Source organism: Pseudomonas sp. ADAK2 (assembly GCF_012935755.1).
GTDB lineage: Bacteria > Pseudomonadota > Gammaproteobacteria > Pseudomonadales > Pseudomonadaceae > Aquipseudomonas.
This window is the reverse complement of the sequence record NZ_CP052862.1, coordinates 607,928-625,739: the sequence shown is the minus strand read 5'-3', so window position 1 is coordinate 625,739 and position 17,812 is coordinate 607,928. Positions and strand designations below refer to the sequence as shown.

Genomic DNA, 17,812 nt, shown 5'->3' with positions numbered 1-17,812 from the left:
CTGCGAAACCACCCATCAAGCATCCAGCCAGACCTGTTCGGCGAACATGTAGCCCATGAACCCGCCCAGCGGGTTGCTGCCGTAGCCTTTGATGCGCTGGTCGACGCCGTCGATGTTGCTGATGAACACCGGCACGCCGATGCCGCAGTGGTCATGCACCAGGGTTTGCATGTCCGCGTACATCTTGCTGCGCTTGGCGTCGTCGGTTTCACCGCGAGCGAGCATCAGCAACTGGTCGAACTGGTCGTTCTGCCAACCGGATTCATTCCACGGCGCCTTCGACTGGAAGAACTGCGAGAACATCACGTCGGCATTCGGTCGCGGGTTGATGTTGCCGAAGCTCAGCGGGTGCTTCATCCAGTGGTTGGACCAGTAGCCGTCGCTCGGCAAACGGTTGACGTCGAGCTTGAGCCCGGCCTGTTTCGCCGATTGCTGCAACAGCACGGCGATGTCCACCGATCCGGTTGCCGCAGGGGATGCGACCAGCGGCATGCTGATGCTTTCCATGCCAGCCTTCTTCAGCAGGAACTTGGCTTTTTCCGGGTCGTAGACGGTTTGCGGCAGGTCGGCGTTGTAGTAGCGCGAACCCGGGGCAATCGGATGGTCGTTACCGACCACGGCAAAGCCACGGAATACGGCGGATTTGATCTGTTCGCGGTCCAACAGGTGCTTCATGGCCTGGGTGAATTCCGCGCTTTTGCCCGGCATCTGATCCTGACGGATGATCAAGTCAGTGTAGTTGCCCGACGGCGCATCGACGACCCGGTGCTTGGCGCTGGCCTTGATCCGGGAGGTGGAACGCGGGTTGACCTCGTTGATCATGTGCACGTCGCCGGACAGCAGCGCGTTGACCCGCGATGCCTCGTCGCCAATCGCAATGAACTCGATCTCGTCGAGGTACGGCAGGCCCGGTTTCCAGTAGCCGGTGTTGCGCGCGGCAATCGAGCGCACGCCGGGTTTGAATTCCTTGACCTTGAACGGCCCGGTGCCGATGCCCTGGTTGAAGTCAGTGGTGCCTTCGGGAACGATCAACAGGTGCGACACGGCGAGGATCGATGGCAACTCGGCATTCGGCGCGCTGAGGCGGATCTGCACTTCGTTGGTGCCGGTGGCCTTGATCTCGGCGAACTGTTCCATCAACGGCATGACTTTGGAACCGGTCAGCGGGTCCTTGTGCCGTGACAGCGAGAACACCACGTCGGCAGCGCTCAGGGTCTTGCCGTTGTGAAAGGTCACGTCCTTGCGCAGGGTGATGGTCCACAGCGTGGCATCGGTGTTGTCGATGCGCTCGGCCAGTTCCAGTTGCGGCACCAGGTGCGTGTCGAAACGGGTCAGGCCGTTGTAGAACATGAAGTGGCGTACGTAATCGGTAGAGAGCGCGCCTTTGGCCGGGTCGAGCGTATCAGCGGTGGAACTGGACATGCCGGCGACACGAATGCGCCCGCCGGGTTTGCCTTTGCCCGGTGTTGCGGCTTCCTCGGCAAACAGCTTGCCAGCGGCGCCAAACAGGCTGCCGGCGCCCGCTGCTGCAACACCCGCCACACCGAGCATTTGCAGGGCGTTGCGGCGCGACATGCCACGATTGAGGCCTTCGAATACGCGCAGGCTGTCCTGGCCGGAAATCAGGGGTGAGTCGATCTTGTTGTCAGTCATATCAGTTGTACCTGTCGAGAAGGAGAAGGCTCCGGTTGTCCGGGGCGTTGAAACGCAAACGACGGTGACGCCACAACATCAACTCAATGCAAATAGTCCTGGAAGCGGTAATAAGCGCCCACGAACGGCAGGAACCACGGCTTGCCGAAATGCCCGGGAATCGCCGGCCAGTCGAGTTCGCGCCAAGGGTTGGCTTCGACGTTGCCGGCCATCACCTCGGCCATGACCTGGCCCATGTGCACCGACATCTGCACGCCGTGGCCGCTGTAGCCCATGGAGTGATAAACGCCGCCGTGCTGGCCGGCCCTTGGGAGTCGGTCGGAGGTCATGTCCACCAGGCCGCCCCAGCAGTAATCGATTTTCACGTTGGCCAATTGCGGGAACATCTGCACCATCGCCGCTTGCAGGACCTTGCCGCTTTTGGCGTCATTCACGCTGTCAGACATGGCAAACCGGGCACGGCCGCCGAACAGCAAACGGTTGTCCGGGGTCAGGCGGAAGTAGTTACCGATCATGCGGCTGGTGACGTACGCGCGGCGACCCGGCAGCAGTTGCTCAATCAACTCTTTCGAGAGCACTTCGGTGGCAATCACAAAACTGCCCACCGGCACGATCCGCCGCCGATACCAGCCCAAGCCGCCGTGCTGACACGCGCCGGTCGCCAGCAAGACTTGCCCGGCGTGCAACGAACCCTTGCTGGTGTTGACCTGATAACCGCCGGCCTGGGCTCTCCAGTCCAGCACCGACGTGCCTTGGTGGATCAGCGCACCGTGGCGTGCCGCAGCCTCGGCCAGTCCGACGCCGAAGCGCCCGACGTGCATTTGCACGCCGTTGCGCTGCAACAAACCGCCGTGAAACTGCGCCGAATTCACTTCGGCGCGGGTCTGTTCGGCGGACAGCAACTCGACCTCGGCATCGACTTCCTTGCGAATCAATTCGCAGGTGCGCGCCAGCCCTTCGTAGTGCATCGGCTTGGCGGCCAATTTGAGCTTGCCGTTGCGGATCAGGTCGCAGGCGATCTGTTCCTGTTCCACCAGCGACACCACGCTCTGCACCGCGCTTTCGTAGGCCTGATAATAGGCCCGCGCCTTGTCGGCACCGAGGCTGGCGCTGAGCCCGGCGTAATCCTGGGCCACCCCGGTGTTGCACTGGCCGCCGTTGCGCCCCGAGGCTTCGCCGATCACCCGCCCGGCTTCGAGCACCACCACACTGGCGCCCTTCAAGGCCAAGGCCCGGGCCGCCGCCAAACCGGTAAAACCGCCACCGACGATGGCCACGTCGACCTGCCCGGGCAACGCGCCGAGCTGGGCACCGGTGAAGGCCGGTGCGGTGTCGAGCCAGTAGGATTCACTGCCCATGTCCAACCCCTTATGCGGTGATGACTCAGAGACCGACCAGTGCCGCGAGCCCACCGATATCGGTGATCTGCTGGTAGCCGTAGAACGCGTTGCCCGGCACTTCATGGCCTCGGGCGACGAAGGCCTTGTTCTTGATCTTCATGTCGTGGGCCGGCATCAGGTCGTAACGGAAGCTGGAGGACACATGCAAGATGTCTTCCGGGCCGCAGTTGAGGTTGTCGAGCATGTACTCGAACGCGGCCAGGCGCGGCTTGTAGGCCTGGGCCTGCTCGGCGGTGAAGACCTTGTGGAACGGCGCGCCGAGCTTGTCGACGTTGGACATGATCTGGCTGTTGCTGGCGTTGGAGAAAATCACCAGGGGGATCTTGTCGGCGATTTTCGACAGGCCGGCCGGGACGTCCGGGTGCGGGCCCCAGGTCGGCACGGCGTCGTAATACAGCTGACCTTCGTCGCGGTATTCGATGCCCCAACGCTTGCAGGTCCGGGCCAGAGCGGTCTTGAGGATTTCGTCGTAAGGCATCCAGTCACCCATGACCTGGTCCAGGCGATAGGCCGAGAAATCCTTGACGAATTGGTCCATCTGCTCGGCAGGGACGCGATCAGCGAAAAGCTCGCGGGTCATCGTGCCCATGTGGAAATTGGTCAGCGTACCGTAGCAGTCGAACGTAATGAATTTGGGGCGAAGAAAGCTCATTGAGTGCGGTCCTGAAGTTCGTTGAGGTCATGGCGTGACTGGCATTCGCGTCGTGGGTAAGGCTCAGATGCAACGCTGCAGCACACCGTCATTACAACACCGTGAAATCAGCAGATGGCGTTAAAAGCGACCTCTGCTCGATACAAACCACCGTTTTGACCGCCCCCCTCAGCAGACTTTGCGGCCCGCTCCAGCCTTGGGCAAACCCCGTATTTGTGCGCTCTTATGGACCTTTATAGACCTGTGCGGCCCGCGTGTGCCGCGATTGGCCGCAGAAACTGCGCCGGGCGGAATGAAAACGGGCGCGTCCCTGAGGAAGCGCCCGTTTGGCTGAGATTGTCGAGCTTGCGTTCGCTTGTAGCAGCTGCCGAGGTACGAGGCTGCGTTCGGCTGCGAAGCAGTCGTAAAACCTGAGCACTCGGTGTAACTGAAACACCGCATCGCTTGAATTCACGACTGCTTCGCAGCCGAACGCAGCCTCGTGCCTCGGCAGCTGCTACAAGCGAACGCAGGCTCGGCAGCTGCTACAAGCGAACACAGGCTCGGCAGCTGCTACAAGCGAACACAGGCTCGGCAGCTGCTATGGGGTATCTATTGGAGGATATCGATCAAAACGCTCTTGAAGCGCAGGTTGGCTTCAAACGCTTCTCGCCCCAAATCCTTGCCGATCCCCGAGCGTTTGTAGCCACCGGTCGGCAGGATGTAGTCGTTACTGCGACCGTAACGGTTCACCCACACCGTCCCCGCTTCCAGCTTGCGCACCAGTCGCAAGGCGCGATTGATATCGGCGGTGTGCACGCCCGCGGCTAACCCGTAAGTGGCATGGGCGGCCAGGCTCAGGGCCTGTTCTTCGTCATCGAACGCCTGCACCGTCAGTACCGGGCCGAAGATTTCTTCGCAGACCGCCGGGTTCTGGTTGTCGAGGCCGGCCAGCAGCGTCGGTTGGTAATACGCACCGCCCAGTCCTTCGAACAATCCGCCACCGGTCAGCACTTCGGCCCCGGCCTGGCGCGAGCGCTGGACGATGCCGTCGATGCGATTGGCCTGGAGCCGGGAAATGATCGGCGACAGCGTGCTTTCAGGCGACCAGGTCGGCCCGGGGCGCAACTCCTCGAAGTACGCCTGCAAGTGCGCGATAAACGGCTCCATGATCGAGCGTTGGATCAACAATCGCGAACCGGACACGCAAACCTGCCCGGCATTCCCGGTAATGGCCAGCGCCACGGTGCGTGCGGTTTTCGCGATGTCCGGCACATCAGCGAACACCAGTTGCGGACTCTTGCCGCCGAGTTCCAGGGTCACCGGTTTCGGCCCCACCAACGCGCAGGTGGACATGATGCTCGACCCGGTCGCGGTGGAACCGGTAAAGGTCACCTTGCCCACGCGCGGGTGCCGGCACAAGGCGTCACCCGTGACGCGGCCATCGCCCTGCACCACGTTGAAAATCCCCGCTGGAATGCCGGCCTGAAACGCCAATTCGGCAAAACGCAGGCTGGAGAACGGCGTCAACTCCGAAGGCTTGAGCACCACGGCATTGCCGGCGGCCAAGGCCGGGGCGACTTTCCACGACGCCATGCTCAACGGGAAATTCCACGGTGCGATGGCCGCGATCACGCCGTAGGGTTCGGCGATCTGCATGCCCAGCCGATCAGTCTGGGTCGCCGCGACCTGGCCGCCGTGCTTGTCCGCCAGTTCGGCGAAAAAGCGAATGCCTTCGGCGACATAAGGAATATCCCAAGCGATCACATCTTTATGTGGGCGGGTCGAGCCGACGGCTTCCAACGGCGCAAGAATCTCCGCATCCGCTTCGATCAAATCAGCCCAACGGCGCATGACCCGCGCCCGCTCCCGGGGCGGACGGCTGGCCCAATCGCTGCGATTGAACGCCTGCCAGGCATTGTTGACCGCTTCATCCACCAGGTCGGCATCGGCGATCGGTAACTCGGCGTAGACCTGGCCATCCGACGGCCGCACGACCTCAAGTCCGGGTTGGGCATCGCGGTACTGGCCGCCGATAAAGTGAGCGCTGCGCACAGCGATAAGACGAGGATCGAAGCTATCCATGGAGCACTCCAAAATAGGGCTGGCGAGTCATTGATTCAGGCTTCCATCGTAGAAAAAAAGCCCAAGCATTTGCTGCCGACCTTGCCGTGCAATTAAGTAGTAAGTGTGGTCTTGTGGCCTTTGCCTCGCGGAATCTGCCGAATGTTCCGGGCCCTCTTGTCAGGCCTTCATGCAGATGGGATACAGGCTCCATCACGCCGGAAAACCGGCCGTTCGTGCACATTGTTCAACGGAGACTCGCCATGTCCGCCCCTTACCTTTATCGCCCGATGACCGCTGCCGATCTGCCGGCGGCCCATGCCTTGTCCGTGCAGTTGAAATGGCCGCATCGGCTGGACGACTGGGCGATGGTGCTGCGGCTCAGCGATGGCTTTGTCGCGCTGGATGGCGAGCGTCTGATCGGCACGGCGTTCACCTGCCCGCAAGGGGATTTCGCCACCATTGGCCTGGTGATTGTCAGCGACGATTATCAAGGCAAGGGCATCGGTCGCCAGTTGATGGAACAGGCACTGGATGCTTGCCAGAAACGCACGCCATTGTTGAACGCAACCCTCGCCGGTGCGCCGTTGTATGTCAGTCAGGGCTTTGTCGAGTTCGGACGGATTCAGCAGCGCCAAGGCCTGGTGCAAGCGCCCGATCCGGCGCCGCTGGCCGAGGGCGAAACCTGTCGCCCGCTGCGGGACGCCGATAAGGCGCGGGTGCTGGAACTGGCCAACACCAGCACCGGCATGGATCGACAAACCGTGCTCAACGACCTGTTCGATGTCATCGAGCACGCCGTGGTCATCGAGCGCGACGGCCAAGTGCACGGCTTCGCCATGCTGCGCCCCTACGGCCGAGGTCGCGGTGTCGGCCCGGTGGTCGCCGAAAACCTCGAACAGGCCCAACACCTGATCGCCGTGTTACTGGCCCTGGTGCCGGATACCTTCGTGCGTATCGACATTCCGGCGGACAGCGGCCTTAGCGACTGGCTGGAAACGGCCGGCCTCAAGCAGGTCGACACCGTCGCGCAGATGGCCCGTGGCACCCCGCCACAAGCGGCCGACGGCGTGCGCCAATTTGCCGTGGTCACCCAAGCCATCGGCTGATCGCTTGGCCCGATCAAACCTGCGTCACCCCACACCTTTATTTGCATGGAGCGTCACCCGTATGTCCCAACCCACTGTTCTGCTGTTGGCGCGCGCCGACGGCAGCCGCGTTGTCACGCCTTTCAAAACGCTGCCGTTGAGTGCTGCCGATCCGTTTATGGACCAGCGTCGGGTTGCCTGGACGGGTATTGACGGCGTGTCTGCCGGCATTGTCGAAACTGACGAAGTGTTTGCGATCGAGGATTTCCCGCACACCGAAGTGCTCGTGGTTCACGCCGGCCATGTGCGGCTGAACACCCCGGAGCAGACCCTGGAGCTGGGTGTGGGTGACAGCGCGGTGATCGGTCGCGGCACCACCCTGCGGATCGAAGCGCACGCCGGTACACAATGGGCCTTTTGTGCCATGACCACCGCCGTGCCGACGCCCGGCCTGACCCTGCTTGATCCTCTGGCGATGCTCTCGCCTTCGGCGGCACCGGAGCCGCAAATCCTGATCGGCCCGACGCCGCAATGCCGGTCACGCAATGCCTTTGAAGACGAGGCCACCGATCTGCGCGTCGGCGTCTGGGACTCCACGCCTTACGAACGCCATGGCCGTGCGCACAAGCTCAATGAGCTGATGCACTTGCTCGAAGGCAGCGTGACCTTGCTCGCGCCCGATGGCTCAAGCGTAACGGTCAACCCCGGTGACAGCGTGTTCGTGCCGCAAGGTGCGCCGTGCGCGTGGAAAAGCACGCGCTATGTGCGCAAGGTGTATGCGGTCAGATAGCGGTATGCGCCAGCAGGCACTGGACCAGGGCGTCGAAGACCACTTTGCAGCGCGGGCTGTTGCGCAGGTCTTCGTGCATGGTGACCCAGGCGTCCAGTTGGAAGGTCAGGTGCTCGGGTAATACCGGCACCAGACTCGCGTCACGCCTGGCCACGGCCGACTGGCAAAAACCGATGCCCGCGCCCGCGCGGATCAAGGCCAGTTGCGCCAGGTCGCTGTCGCAGCGCAGGGAAAAGCCTTCACGGCCCCAGCCTGGCACCCGTTTGCTGGCGGCGCGCAGGAACGGCGTCTCGGTGTCGAAGCCAATCACGGTGTGCCGAGCCAGATCCGCCGGCAGTGCCGGCGTGCCGAACTGCTGCAGGTAATCGGTCCGGGCATGAAGTCCGACCTTGACGTGGCCGACACTGCGCGCAATGAGTTGCTCCTGTTTCGGCGCGGTCATGCGCACGGCGATGTCGGCCTCACGTTGCAACAAATCCTGCACGCGGTTGGTGGCCACCAGCTCAATGGTGAGTTGTGGATGCGCCTGACGCAGTTGCGCCAGTGCGGGCGGCAGCACTTCCACAGCAATCACTTCACTGGCGGTAATGCGCACCGTGCCGCCGGTCGTTTGCCCCTGCCCGGCCATTGCCCGCTCCAGCGCCGCCGCGTTGCTGTGCATGGCCTCGGCGTAACTGCGCAAGGTCAACGCGGCTTCGGTCGGCATCAAGCCGGTTCTTGAGCGCGTGAATAACGTCTGTTTGAACGAAGCTTCCAGTTCGGCAATGTGCCGGCCCACCGTGGGTTGGGTAATGCCCAGCGCTCGCGCAGCCGCAGACAGTGAGCCGTGGGTCAGCACCGCCAGAAAGCTTCGATAGAGTTCCCAACCGATATTTTTAGTCATACATAAATGTATAGCTAGTGGTGGATATTCAGCAATTTCTTTGATCCCGCCTGCGGTACCAGAATAGATCTCGATTCGGGAGAACGTGATATGGCGCAGAAAGTTCTGGTACTGGGTGCAACGGGCGGCATCGGCGGTGAAGTGGCGCGGCAGTTGCGCGACGCGGGGTGGCAGGTCCAAGCGCTGCAACGCGGGCTCGCGCAAAGCAGCGAAACCCGTGACGGCATTCTCTATTTGCGTGGCGATGCACTGAATCGCGATGACGTGATGCGCGCCGCGCAGGGTTGCAGCGTGCTGATCCACGGGGTCAATCCCCCCGGCTATCTTCGCTGGAACGAGCTGGTGCTGCCGATGATCGACAACACCATCGCCGCCGCCCTGAAGGAAGGCGCCACGGTGGTGTTGCCCGGCACGGTCTACAACTTCGGCCCGGACGCCTTCCCCGTGTTGACCGAAGATTCCCCCCAGCATCCACTGACCCGCAAAGGCCAGATCCGCGTCCAGCTCGAACAACGCTTGCTCGCCGCAACGCAGCAAGGAGCGCGGGCGATTGTGCTGCGGGCAGGGGATTTCTTTGGTCCGCAGGCCGGCAACAGCTGGTTTTCCCAAGGGATGGTCAAGCCTGGGCAAGCGGTGAAACGCATCCATTTGCCGAGCGATCCTGGTGTTGGCCATCAGTGGTCGTATTTACCGGATGTGGCGCAAACCGTCGTGCAATTGCTCAATCATCGCGAGCAGTTGGCGCCCTTCTCTACCTTCCATATGGACGGGCATTGGGACGCTGATGGTACGCAGCTCGCTACCGCTGTAGCGCGTTGTGTCGATCGCCATGGCGGACAGGCAAAACTGCGCCCATTTCCGTGGTGGCTGGCGCGCTTGGTCTCGCCGTTCGTGACCACCCTGCGTGAACTGCTGGAGATGCGCTACCTGTGGCAACAATCGCTGCGCATGGACAACAGCCGTTTGCTCGCGGTGCTCGGGACCGAGCCGCACACGCCGCTGGAGCAAGCGGTCGAAACCACCCTGAAGGGTTTGGGCTGTCTTTCGCTGCCCAATCGTTGAAACTTTCAGCGATACTCGGCGCACCTCTCATAGGATTTGAAAGTGAGCGCCGAACCGATGAACAACAAAAAACACACACTGCTCTTCTGTGGACTGCTAGCCCTGCCCTGGGGCGTGCAGGCACAGGAAACACCGTCGCATCTCGATAGCGTCATCCAGCAAGGTGTGCTGACGGTGTGCACCACCGGGGACTACAAGCCCTACACCTACAAAACTGAAAACGGCGAATACGAAGGCATCGACATCGCGATGGCCCGCTCGCTGGCTGACAGCCTGGGCGCCAAGGTGAAATGGGAACAAACCACCTGGAAAACCCTGATGCCTGACCTGCTGGCGGGTAAATGCGATATCGCGATGGGCGGGATTTCGGTGACGCTGGAACGGCAGAAAAAAGCCTTTTTCAGCAGCACCCTCGACGTCGATGGCAAGGTGCCGTTGGTGCGCTGCGAAGATCAGGCGCGTTACCAGACAGTCGAGCAGATCAACCAGCCATCAGTGCGTTTGATTGAACCGGCGGGCGGCACCAACGAGGCGTTTGTGCATGCCTTCCTGCCCAAGGCGCAGTTGCTGCTGCACGACAATGTGACGCTGTTCCAGGCGCTGCTGGATAAGAAGGCCGACGTGATGATTACCGACGCGTCCGAGGCGTTGTATCAACAGAAACTCAAGCCCGGGTTGTGTGCGGTCAATCCGAGCCAGTATTTCCAGTATGGCGAGAAGGCTTATCTGCTGCCCCGAGATGACATGGCGTGGAAGCAGTATGTGGATCAGTGGTTGCATCTGAGCAAGGTGACTGGGAATTATCAGAAAGTTGTGGGCCAGTGGTTGGCGATCCCGTAGCAGCTGGCGAAGCCTGCGTCCGGCTGCGCAGCAGTCGTAAAACCAGACGCCGCGGTCTGTCAGGCACACCGCGTGTACGGGATTCACGACTGCTGCGCAGTCAGACGCAGGCTTCGCCAGCTGCTACATAGAGAGGGTTGGGCCACTGGGTTTTCGGTGGACTGGAAAATGAGCGGGCTTTACCAAAGCCCCACGGTATAGCTGACGATCAACCGATTCTCATCCAGATCATTGCCAAAGTTCGAACGCACCGACGCGTTGCGCCATTTAAACCCGAGCCCTTTTAGCGTGCCGTCCTGCACCACGTAGGCGATGTCGGTGTTGCGCTCCCATTCCTTGCCTTCGCCCGGCGCTGTGCGCTGCACGTTGTCGCCAGAGATGTAGCGAGTCATAAAGCTCAAACCCGGAATACCCAGTGCGGCAAAGTTGTAGTCGTAGCGGGCCTGCCAGGAATGTTCGTCGATGTTGGCGAAGTCACCGATCTGCACGAAGTTGACCAGATATGGATCGCTACGACCGATGTACGGAAACGGATCGTCGCCGCTCATGCGCTGGTAGCCGAAACCCACCGCATGCCCGCCGAGACTGTAGGTAAACAGCGCGCCGAAGGCTTGGTTGTCGATCTTGCGAAAGTTGCCGTCCTCGGTACTGCGCGCATACCGCACGTCACTCTTCAGCGATTGGCCAGCGCCCAGGTCCAGGGCATGGACGAAGCCGAGGTAATTCTGCTGATAGATGTTTTCCAGCTTGCCGTAGCGGTATTGCGCCGTGAGGTTGGGCAGAAACTGATAGTCCGCGCCGGCGAACTGAAACTTGTCGCTGCTGCCGCCGATGCGGTTGGCGCTCATGTCCTGATAATCGGTGGAGTCGACAAAATTGATCTGGGTGAATTGCCCGGCGGTCAGCTTCAACCGCTCGATTTCCTGCACGCTGAGCAAGCCGCCCTTGAAGGTGCCCGGCAACAGCCGCGTGTCGTTGGAACTCACCACCGGGTCCTTGATCTGCAACGTCCCCAATTTCAAGGTGCTGTTGGACAAGCGCACCTTGGCGGTCAGGCCCAACTCGCCATATTGGTCCTGCGAACCGCCAGACGAATCCGGCGGCAACAGATTGGTGCCCGCCGTGCCGCCGCCAGAGTCCAGTTTGAAACCGGCCATGCCCAAGGCGTCCAGGCCAAAACCCAAGGTGCCCGCGGTGTAGCCGGACTCCATGCGCAACAGAAACCCCTGCGCCCATTCTTCGGCCTTGTCCCGCGCCCCTTCCTGGCGAAAGTCGCGGTTGAAGTAGAAATTGCGAGCTTCCAGGCTGCCTTTGCTGTCGGCGATGAAATCCGCCTGGGCGTTGGGCACACCGATCAGGCCCAAGCCGAGCAAGGTGCCGAGCGGGGTGTAGATGAAATGGCGCATGACGTGCTCCTTTTGCAGACACGAGCGAACCCTCTCGGGGGCGTGGCGGTCGCGTCCGATCTTGTTTTTATAAAGGTGTCGTGGGGGGAGCGAACGCAGTGACCTGCGTCGGGAGCGGATTCTTCGGGTCGAGGCCCGGCGCCGTCAAACGGGAAAAAAGCGAGGTCGGGCATAAGAAAATTTGATGCGCTCATTGGCCGGATCTGGAGTAACAATTGCAACCAGTCCTCTTCATAAGAACCACAAACGCCAAGAGAGCCGCCATGAACCTCAAGTTCCTCGAAACCTTCGTCTGGGTCGCGCGCTTGCAAAGCTTCAGCCTGACCGCCGAGAAAATGTTCAGCACCCAGGCCGCCATCTCCAGCCGGATCGCTTCGCTGGAAGAAGAGTTGGGCCTGCGCCTGTTCGTGCGCGACTCTCGCGGGGTTTCGTTGACGCCCGAGGGCCTGAAGGTGCTCGACTATGCCGAGCAGATGCTTGAGGTCCAGCGCGCGTTGAAGCACTCGCTGGACACCACTAGCCCGCAGCAGGGCCTGGTGCGCATCGGCGTGATGGACACGGTGATCCACACTTGGCTCAGCCCGTTGATGTCGACCCTGATGCAGACCTTCCCCGCCGTGGAAATCGAGATCACCGCCGACGCCGCGCGCAATCTGTGCGAGCAACTGCAAAAGGGCTATCTGGACATCGTGTTCCAGACCGACCTGATCCGCCACGAAAGCGTGCGCAACCTCGAACTGGCGCATTACCCCATGCACTGGATCGCCGCCAGCAACTCGATCTATGCCCGGCCCTATGCATCGCTGATGGAGATGGCCGGCGAGCGCTTCATCACCTTCGTCAAACACTCGCGCCCGCACCAGGATGTGCTCAACCTGCTGCACGCCCACGGCATCAGCGCGCCACGGGTCAGCTGCGTCAACTCGGTGTCGGCCATGACCCGGCTGATCCGTGACGGCTTCGGCATTGGCGCGTTGCCGGCGGCGCTGGTGGCCAAGCCCCTGGCCAGCGGCGAACTGATTCAGCTAGAGCCCGGCACGCGCCTGCCGCAACTGGATGTCGTGGCCTCGTGGCGCGCCGGCGTCGGCCTGGAACTGATCGAAAGCATCGTCGACATGAGTCGCCAGGTGGTCGGCCAATACGCCATCGATGTCGGCCCGCAACGCATGGTCGCGGTACCGGGCCTGAACAGCCACCGGCCCGTCGAATAACTTTTTGTTGTCTGGGGGTAACAACATTCCTGGTTGGACGCCGTCGCCACGGTTTTCTAAAAAGAACCCACAAACCTGTGGAGATGCCGTGATGAACCAACCCGCCCTGTCCTTCGAACAATTACAACAGCGCGCGCCGCTGGCCCTGCGCCAGACCATCGCCGCCGGGCACTATCAAGGACACACCAGCGGCCTCGGCCAGGGCCGGGTGCAAGCCAATATCGTGATCCTGCCCAGCGATTGGGCTAACGAATTCCTGCGCTATTGCACCCTCAATCGCCAGGCCTGCCCGTTGCTTGACGTGACCGAGCCCGGGGATCCGTTTTTCCGCAACCTCGGCACTGCCATCGACATTCGCCATGACGTGCCGCGCTACCGGGTCTATCGCCACGGCGAGTTGAGCGATGAGCCGCTGGACATCGAGTCCCTGTGGCAAGACGACCTGGTTGCCTTCGCCATCGGCTGCTCGTTCTCCTTCGAACAACCACTGCTCGATGCCGGCATTGCGCTCAAGCACATTGATCTGGGGCGCAATGTCGCCATGTACCAGACCAACATCGACACTCGCCCCACTGCTCGCCTGGGCGGCAAACTGGTGGTGAGCATGCGCCCGATGAAAGCTGCCGCGGCGATCCAGGCGATCCAGATCACCGCGCGCATGCCCAACGTCCACGGCGCCCCGGTGCACATTGGTGATCCGGCGCTGATTGGCATTCACTCGCTGGACACGCCGGATTACGGCGATGCGGTACCGATCGCCGCCGATGAAATCCCGGTGTTCTGGGCTTGCGGCGTGACACCGCAATCGGTGGTGCAAGCTTCACGCCCACCGCTGTGCATTACCCATGCGCCGGGTTGCATGCTGGTGACGGATTTATGGAACAACGCAGTGTGATTCGTTAACCAGCCTGCAACCGCTGCCGATACTCGCTCGGCGTTTCCTGCATTTCATGGCGGAAGTGCCGATTGAAATTCGACAGGTTGGCGTAGCCGACTTCAAAGCAGATGTTGGCAACGCTGAGGCTGCTTTGCGCCAGCAAGCGACAGGCCCGCTGCACGCGCAGTTTGCGGGTCAGGTCGACGAAGGTGTGGCCGGTGGCGCGTTTGAAGAATTTGGAGAACGCCGGTTCGCTCATGTCCAGGCGCTGGGCGATGACGGACAGGCGCAGTTCGTCGGCGAGGTCGTTGAGGATGTAATCGAAGACAATGCTCATGCGCTGGGCCGTCAAGGCATCGAGCATTGGCGCGTATTGCAGGCTGGCGAGGGTTTTTCGTTGGCTGTCCGGCGCCGAGGCCAGCAGTTGCAGCAACGACAGGAACAGGCACAACCGTTCAAACCCCTGGCTCTGGCCGATCTGTTCCAGAAGCTCGGCGGCTTTTTTGCGGGTCGCACCGCTGAACTCGATCCCCTGCGCCGCTTGGCGAAACAGGCCTTGCAGCTCAGTGAGTTCAGGCACCAGGTTGCGCAGTTGCATCAGTGCCTGGCCATCGAACTGCAACACCACGTCACGCCCCGCGATCACCTCGCCTTTGCCCAGGTCGCTGATCCAGTCGTGGGGCAAGCCAGGCCCGATCAGCGCCACATGGCCAGCCTCGAACAGGCCGATGTAGTCACCCGCCAACAACCGACCGCTGCCTTCGCGGATCAAGTGAATCTCGAATTCGGGATGATGATTCCAGCGCGCCAGGTCGAACGGATAGTCATGCTGATACCAGCGAAAGCTGTGCTGCGGCTCGTTGAGGATGACTTCGAGCGCGGGCTGCTTGTCCGCGGTGGCGTACTGGCTCATCACTGTCGCGTCCTTCTTGTTTTTGTAGGTCAAGCAAGATTCACACTAAGGCGCAGGGGTTGCCTAGCGCAATGATCGGCCGCGACTGATACTTTTTTGCCGCCACTGCACCCGGTTAAAAAAGTATCAGTGGGGCGTGTGCCGTTGATTTGTGAGGCCTCTGGGGAGCTGGTGTAATCGCTTCGCCATCCCGGATTACAACAATAAAAGATTCTGCTGCCCATGCCGCAGAGCGGAGAACACCATGAAGCTATTGCCCCACGCGCTGTTGCTGTCCGCCAGTTTTTCCTGCGCCCTGCTCGCCCAGGCCGCCGATACCGTGACCATCGCTACCGTCAACAACAGCGACATGATCCGCATGCAAAAGCTGTCGAAAACCTTCGAGGCCGCCCATCCGCAGATCAAGCTCAATTGGGTGGTGCTGGAAGAAAATGTCCTGCGCCAGCGCCTGACCACTGACATCGCCACGCAAGGTGGGCAGTTCGACGTGCTGACCATCGGCACTTACGAAACACCGTTGTGGGCGGCAAAAAACTGGCTGGAACCGATGAAGGACCTGCCCGCCGGGTATGACGTCGAGGACATCTTCCCTTCGGTGCGCCAGGGGCTTTCACTCAACGATACGCTCTACGCCCTGCCGTTCTATGGCGAAAGCACCGTCACTTATTACCGCACCGACCTGTTCAAGGACGCCGGGCTGAGCATGCCCGAACACCCGACCTGGACCCAGCTCGGTGAGTTCGCCGGCAAGCTGCACCAGCCGGACAAAGAACAATACGGCATGTGCCTGCGGGGCAAGGCCGGTTGGGGGGAAAACATCGCGCTGCTGTCGACCATGGCCAATGCCTTTGGCGCGCGTTGGTTTGACGAAAAATGGCAACCGCAACTCAGCGGTCCCGAATGGACCGCCGCCGCGAATTTCTACGTCGATACGTTGAAGCGCTACGGCCCGCCCGGTGTGTCGAGCAACGGCTTCAACGAAACCCTGGCGCTGTTCAACAGCGGCAAGTGCGCGATGTGGGTCGATGCCAGCGTCGCCGGTTCCTTCATCACGGACAAGACCCAGAGCAATGTCGCGGACAAGGTCGGCTTCGTTGCCGCACCGACGCAGGTCACGGACAAAGGCTCGTCCTGGCTGTATGCCTGGTCGCTGGCGATCCCCACCAGTTCCAAACACAAGGACGCCGCCAAGGCCTTTGTGACCTGGGCCACTTCCAAGGAATACATCCAGCTGGTCGCGCAGAAGGACGGCATCAGCAACGTGCCGCCGGGCACGCGGATGTCCACCTACAGCGACGCCTATTTGCAGGCCGCGCCCTTTGCCAAAGTCACGCTGCAAATGATGCAGAACGCCGACCCGGCGCACCCTTCCATGCAGCCCGTGCCCTACGTCGGCATCCAGTACGTGACCATTCCGGAATTCCAGGCCATCGGCACCTCGGTCGGCAAGCAGTTATCCGCAGCGCTCACCGGGCAGATGTCGGTGGAGCAAGCGTTGGCCAATGCCCAGCAGAGCACCGAGCGCGAGATGAAGCGCGCCGGGTATCCGAAATAAAGCCATGACATTCAGCATTAACGAACGGATGAAAAAGATGAAACGTCTGGAAGGAAAAAGCACGCTCATTACCGGTTCGGCCAGAGGCATCGGCCGGGCCTTCGCCCAAGCCTATATCCACGAAGGCGCGACCGTCGCGATTGCCGACATCAACCTGGAACGGGCGCAAGCCACGGCCGCCGAGCTGGGCCCGCAAGCGTATGCGGTCGAGATGGACATTACCCATCAGGCGTCGATAGACGGCGCCATTTCTGCGGTGGTCGCGAGAGTCGGCAAGCTCGATATCCTGATCAACAACGCGGCGCTGTTCGATCTCGCGCCGATCACCGAGATCTCCCGCGACAGCTACGAACGCCTGTTCTCGATCAACGTGGCCGGCACGCTGTTTACCTTGCAAGCCGCCGCCCGACAGATGATCGCCCAGGGCCATGGCGGCAAGATCATCAACATGGCCAGCCAGGCGGGTCGCCGCGGTGAAGCGCTGGTGGCGATCTATTGTGCGACCAAGGCTGCCGTTATCAGCCTCACGCAATCGGCCGGTCTTGACCTGATCAAACACAAGATCAACGTGAATGCCATCGCCCCCGGCGTGGTCGACGGCGAGCATTGGGACGGCGTCGATGCCCTGTTCGCGAAGTATGAAAATCGTCCGCTCGGGGAAAAGAAAAGGCTGGTGGGCGCCGAAGTGCCGCTTGGACGCATGGCGACGGCGGAGGACCTGGTGGGAATGGCGATTTTCCTGGCTTCGACTGAAAGTGACTACATCGTGGCGCAGACCTATAACGTTGATGGCGGTAACTGGATGAGTTGAGGACACACTGCGAGCGGCGCTAATTGAGCCTGGCCTCACCTTTTCGCGTATTGTGCAGCGCTGTGAAATGCACCGTATGACTGTGAGGGAATGAACGTTGAGTACTGAAGAAAAAATGACCGGGGATCTGTTCGAAGTCGATAAACGCCTGGGGCTCAAGCCTGTCGTCGACTTCAACGCCTACCTGCTCGCGGCCTTCGGCGACGGTCAATGCACCTGCATCCGCTGTGTCGACAGCCAGGGCGACGAGACCGGTTATGAGTACCAACACACCTTCAACCTGGAAGGGCAAGTGCTCAACCGCCGCTTCGCCTCCACCGCCGGCAGCGATGTGCTGATGGCGCTGAAGAAAGCCTGGCTGTCGTATACCAAGGTGGAACTGGAGGTTTACGGCAGCCTGGCGCTGGCGACCGTCAAGGAATTTGTCGAGCCGCAGTTGCACAAGCGATTGCAGCCGCTGTTCCTGGCCAGTGGGCTGGTCAAGGACGTGGACGGGAATCTGCAATTGCAGCAACAAGTTGCTGGCTGAACATCACTGCACACACCTTCCACGCCAATAAAAACGCCACTCCATTGAGTGGCGTTTTTGTGAGCAGTTTCCCGGCGTACGACTAGAATCCGAGTACGT

16 protein-coding genes are annotated in these 17,812 nt (G+C 61.2%); 9 read left to right on the top strand and 7 right to left on the bottom strand.

Translation table 11 applies throughout. The features are described from left to right. Positions 1-15: 15 nt before the first annotated feature. The 4 genes from HKK52_RS02815 to HKK52_RS02800 form a co-directional block, all read right to left on the bottom strand. A complete protein-coding gene (locus HKK52_RS02815) occupies positions 16-1,653 on the bottom strand; it encodes an ABC transporter substrate-binding protein (RefSeq protein WP_169369269.1) in 1,638 nt (545 codons plus the stop codon). 83 nt (positions 1,654-1,736) lie between these two features. After that, positions 1,737-3,011: an NAD(P)/FAD-dependent oxidoreductase gene (locus HKK52_RS02810; RefSeq protein ID WP_169369267.1), complete on the bottom strand. Its 1,275-nt coding sequence runs from the start codon at positions 3,009-3,011 to the stop codon at positions 1,737-1,739. Positions 3,012-3,036: 25 nt separating this feature from the next. After that, on the bottom strand, positions 3,037-3,705 hold the full coding sequence (locus tag HKK52_RS02805; RefSeq protein ID WP_169369265.1) for a haloacid dehalogenase type II: 669 nt from the start codon (positions 3,703-3,705) through the stop codon (positions 3,037-3,039). A gap of 591 nt (positions 3,706-4,296) precedes the next feature. Next, positions 4,297-5,769: an aldehyde dehydrogenase family protein gene (locus HKK52_RS02800; RefSeq protein ID WP_169369263.1), complete on the bottom strand. Its 1,473-nt coding sequence runs from the start codon at positions 5,767-5,769 to the stop codon at positions 4,297-4,299. A gap of 242 nt (positions 5,770-6,011) precedes the next feature. Here HKK52_RS02800 and HKK52_RS02795 point away from each other — a divergent pair, with 242 nt between their 5' ends. Next, on the top strand, positions 6,012-6,857 hold the full coding sequence (locus tag HKK52_RS02795) for a GNAT family N-acetyltransferase (protein ID WP_169369261.1): 846 nt from the start codon (positions 6,012-6,014) through the stop codon (positions 6,855-6,857). A 61-nt stretch (positions 6,858-6,918) separates the two neighbouring features. After that, positions 6,919-7,626 (top strand): cupin domain-containing protein, encoded by a 708-nt coding sequence (locus HKK52_RS02790; RefSeq protein WP_169369259.1) that lies wholly within the window; start codon positions 6,919-6,921, stop codon positions 7,624-7,626. On the opposite strand, the gene HKK52_RS02785 is transcribed toward HKK52_RS02790, so the two are convergent. Next, the gene (locus tag HKK52_RS02785) at positions 7,619-8,509 is read right to left on the bottom strand and encodes a LysR family transcriptional regulator (protein WP_169369257.1); all 891 of its coding nucleotides are present in this window, start codon (positions 8,507-8,509) and stop codon (positions 7,619-7,621) included. The genes HKK52_RS02790 and HKK52_RS02785 overlap by 8 nt on opposite strands. A gap of 90 nt (positions 8,510-8,599) precedes the next feature. On the opposite strand from HKK52_RS02785, the gene HKK52_RS02780 reads away from it, so the two are divergent. Both HKK52_RS02780 and HKK52_RS02775 read left to right on the top strand, forming a co-directional pair. Beyond that, positions 8,600-9,571, top strand: a complete 972-nt coding sequence (locus HKK52_RS02780; protein ID WP_169369255.1) for an NAD-dependent epimerase/dehydratase family protein — start codon at positions 8,600-8,602, stop codon at positions 9,569-9,571. Positions 9,572-9,628: 57 nt separating this feature from the next. After that, the gene (locus tag HKK52_RS02775; protein WP_169374165.1) at positions 9,629-10,411 is read left to right on the top strand and encodes a transporter substrate-binding domain-containing protein; all 783 of its coding nucleotides are present in this window, start codon (positions 9,629-9,631) and stop codon (positions 10,409-10,411) included. 179 nt (positions 10,412-10,590) lie between these two features. Here HKK52_RS02775 and HKK52_RS02770 read toward each other — a convergent pair whose 3' ends face one another. After that, positions 10,591-11,817 carry an OprD family porin gene (locus tag HKK52_RS02770; protein WP_169369253.1) on the bottom strand — a complete coding sequence of 409 codons (1,227 nt, stop codon included), beginning with the start codon at positions 11,815-11,817 and terminating at the stop codon, positions 10,591-10,593. Positions 11,818-12,080: 263 nt separating this feature from the next. Here HKK52_RS02770 and HKK52_RS02765 point away from each other — a divergent pair, with 263 nt between their 5' ends. Then, positions 12,081-13,028 carry a LysR family transcriptional regulator gene (locus HKK52_RS02765; RefSeq protein WP_169369251.1) on the top strand — a complete coding sequence of 316 codons (948 nt, stop codon included), beginning with the start codon at positions 12,081-12,083 and terminating at the stop codon, positions 13,026-13,028. A gap of 91 nt (positions 13,029-13,119) precedes the next feature. After that, the gene (locus HKK52_RS02760; protein WP_169369249.1) at positions 13,120-13,923 is read left to right on the top strand and encodes a putative hydro-lyase; all 804 of its coding nucleotides are present in this window, start codon (positions 13,120-13,122) and stop codon (positions 13,921-13,923) included. A 4-nt stretch (positions 13,924-13,927) separates the two neighbouring features. On the opposite strand, the gene HKK52_RS02755 is transcribed toward HKK52_RS02760, so the two are convergent. Next, entirely contained in the window at positions 13,928-14,818 is an 891-nt protein-coding gene (locus HKK52_RS02755; RefSeq protein ID WP_169369247.1) for a helix-turn-helix domain-containing protein, read from the bottom strand. 244 nt (positions 14,819-15,062) lie between these two features. On the opposite strand from HKK52_RS02755, the gene HKK52_RS02750 reads away from it, so the two are divergent. From HKK52_RS02750 to HKK52_RS02740, 3 genes are all read left to right on the top strand, one after another. Further along, complete coding sequence (locus HKK52_RS02750) at positions 15,063-16,373, top strand: ABC transporter substrate-binding protein (protein ID WP_169369245.1); 1,311 nt, start codon at positions 15,063-15,065, stop codon at positions 16,371-16,373. A gap of 37 nt (positions 16,374-16,410) precedes the next feature. Then, positions 16,411-17,184, top strand: a complete 774-nt coding sequence (locus HKK52_RS02745) for an L-iditol 2-dehydrogenase (RefSeq protein ID WP_169369243.1) — start codon at positions 16,411-16,413, stop codon at positions 17,182-17,184. Between the two features lie 97 nt (positions 17,185-17,281). Beyond that, complete coding sequence (locus HKK52_RS02740; RefSeq protein ID WP_178117438.1) at positions 17,282-17,713, top strand: hypothetical protein; 432 nt, start codon at positions 17,282-17,284, stop codon at positions 17,711-17,713. The last annotated feature ends 99 nt before the right edge of the window (positions 17,714-17,812 follow it).

Excerpts from the sequence above, each read along its gene's own strand:
- HKK52_RS02745 (WP_169369243.1), top strand. The coding sequence starts at position 16,411 with ATGAAACGTCTGGAAGGAAAAAGCACGCTCATTACCGGTTCGGCCAGA.
- HKK52_RS02795 (WP_169369261.1), top strand. The coding sequence starts at position 6,012 with ATGTCCGCCCCTTACCTTTATCGCCCGATGACCGCTGCCGATCTGCCG.
- HKK52_RS02785 (WP_169369257.1), bottom strand. The coding sequence starts at position 8,509 with ATGACTAAAAATATCGGTTGGGAACTCTATCGAAGCTTTCTGGCGGTG.
- HKK52_RS02755 (WP_169369247.1), bottom strand. The coding sequence starts at position 14,818 with ATGAGCCAGTACGCCACCGCGGACAAGCAGCCCGCGCTCGAAGTCATC.
- HKK52_RS02780 (WP_169369255.1), top strand. The coding sequence starts at position 8,600 with ATGGCGCAGAAAGTTCTGGTACTGGGTGCAACGGGCGGCATCGGCGGT.
- HKK52_RS02765 (WP_169369251.1), top strand. The coding sequence starts at position 12,081 with ATGAACCTCAAGTTCCTCGAAACCTTCGTCTGGGTCGCGCGCTTGCAA.
- HKK52_RS02760 (WP_169369249.1), top strand. The coding sequence starts at position 13,120 with ATGAACCAACCCGCCCTGTCCTTCGAACAATTACAACAGCGCGCGCCG.
- HKK52_RS02750 (WP_169369245.1), top strand. The coding sequence starts at position 15,063 with ATGAAGCTATTGCCCCACGCGCTGTTGCTGTCCGCCAGTTTTTCCTGC.
- HKK52_RS02800 (WP_169369263.1), bottom strand. The coding sequence starts at position 5,769 with ATGGATAGCTTCGATCCTCGTCTTATCGCTGTGCGCAGCGCTCACTTT.
- HKK52_RS02790 (WP_169369259.1), top strand. The coding sequence starts at position 6,919 with ATGTCCCAACCCACTGTTCTGCTGTTGGCGCGCGCCGACGGCAGCCGC.
- HKK52_RS02805 (WP_169369265.1), bottom strand. The coding sequence starts at position 3,705 with ATGAGCTTTCTTCGCCCCAAATTCATTACGTTCGACTGCTACGGTACG.
- HKK52_RS02810 (WP_169369267.1), bottom strand. The coding sequence starts at position 3,011 with ATGGGCAGTGAATCCTACTGGCTCGACACCGCACCGGCCTTCACCGGT.
- HKK52_RS02775 (WP_169374165.1), top strand. The coding sequence starts at position 9,629 with ATGAACAACAAAAAACACACACTGCTCTTCTGTGGACTGCTAGCCCTG.
- HKK52_RS02815 (WP_169369269.1), bottom strand. The coding sequence starts at position 1,653 with ATGACTGACAACAAGATCGACTCACCCCTGATTTCCGGCCAGGACAGC.
- HKK52_RS02770 (WP_169369253.1), bottom strand. The coding sequence starts at position 11,817 with ATGCGCCATTTCATCTACACCCCGCTCGGCACCTTGCTCGGCTTGGGC.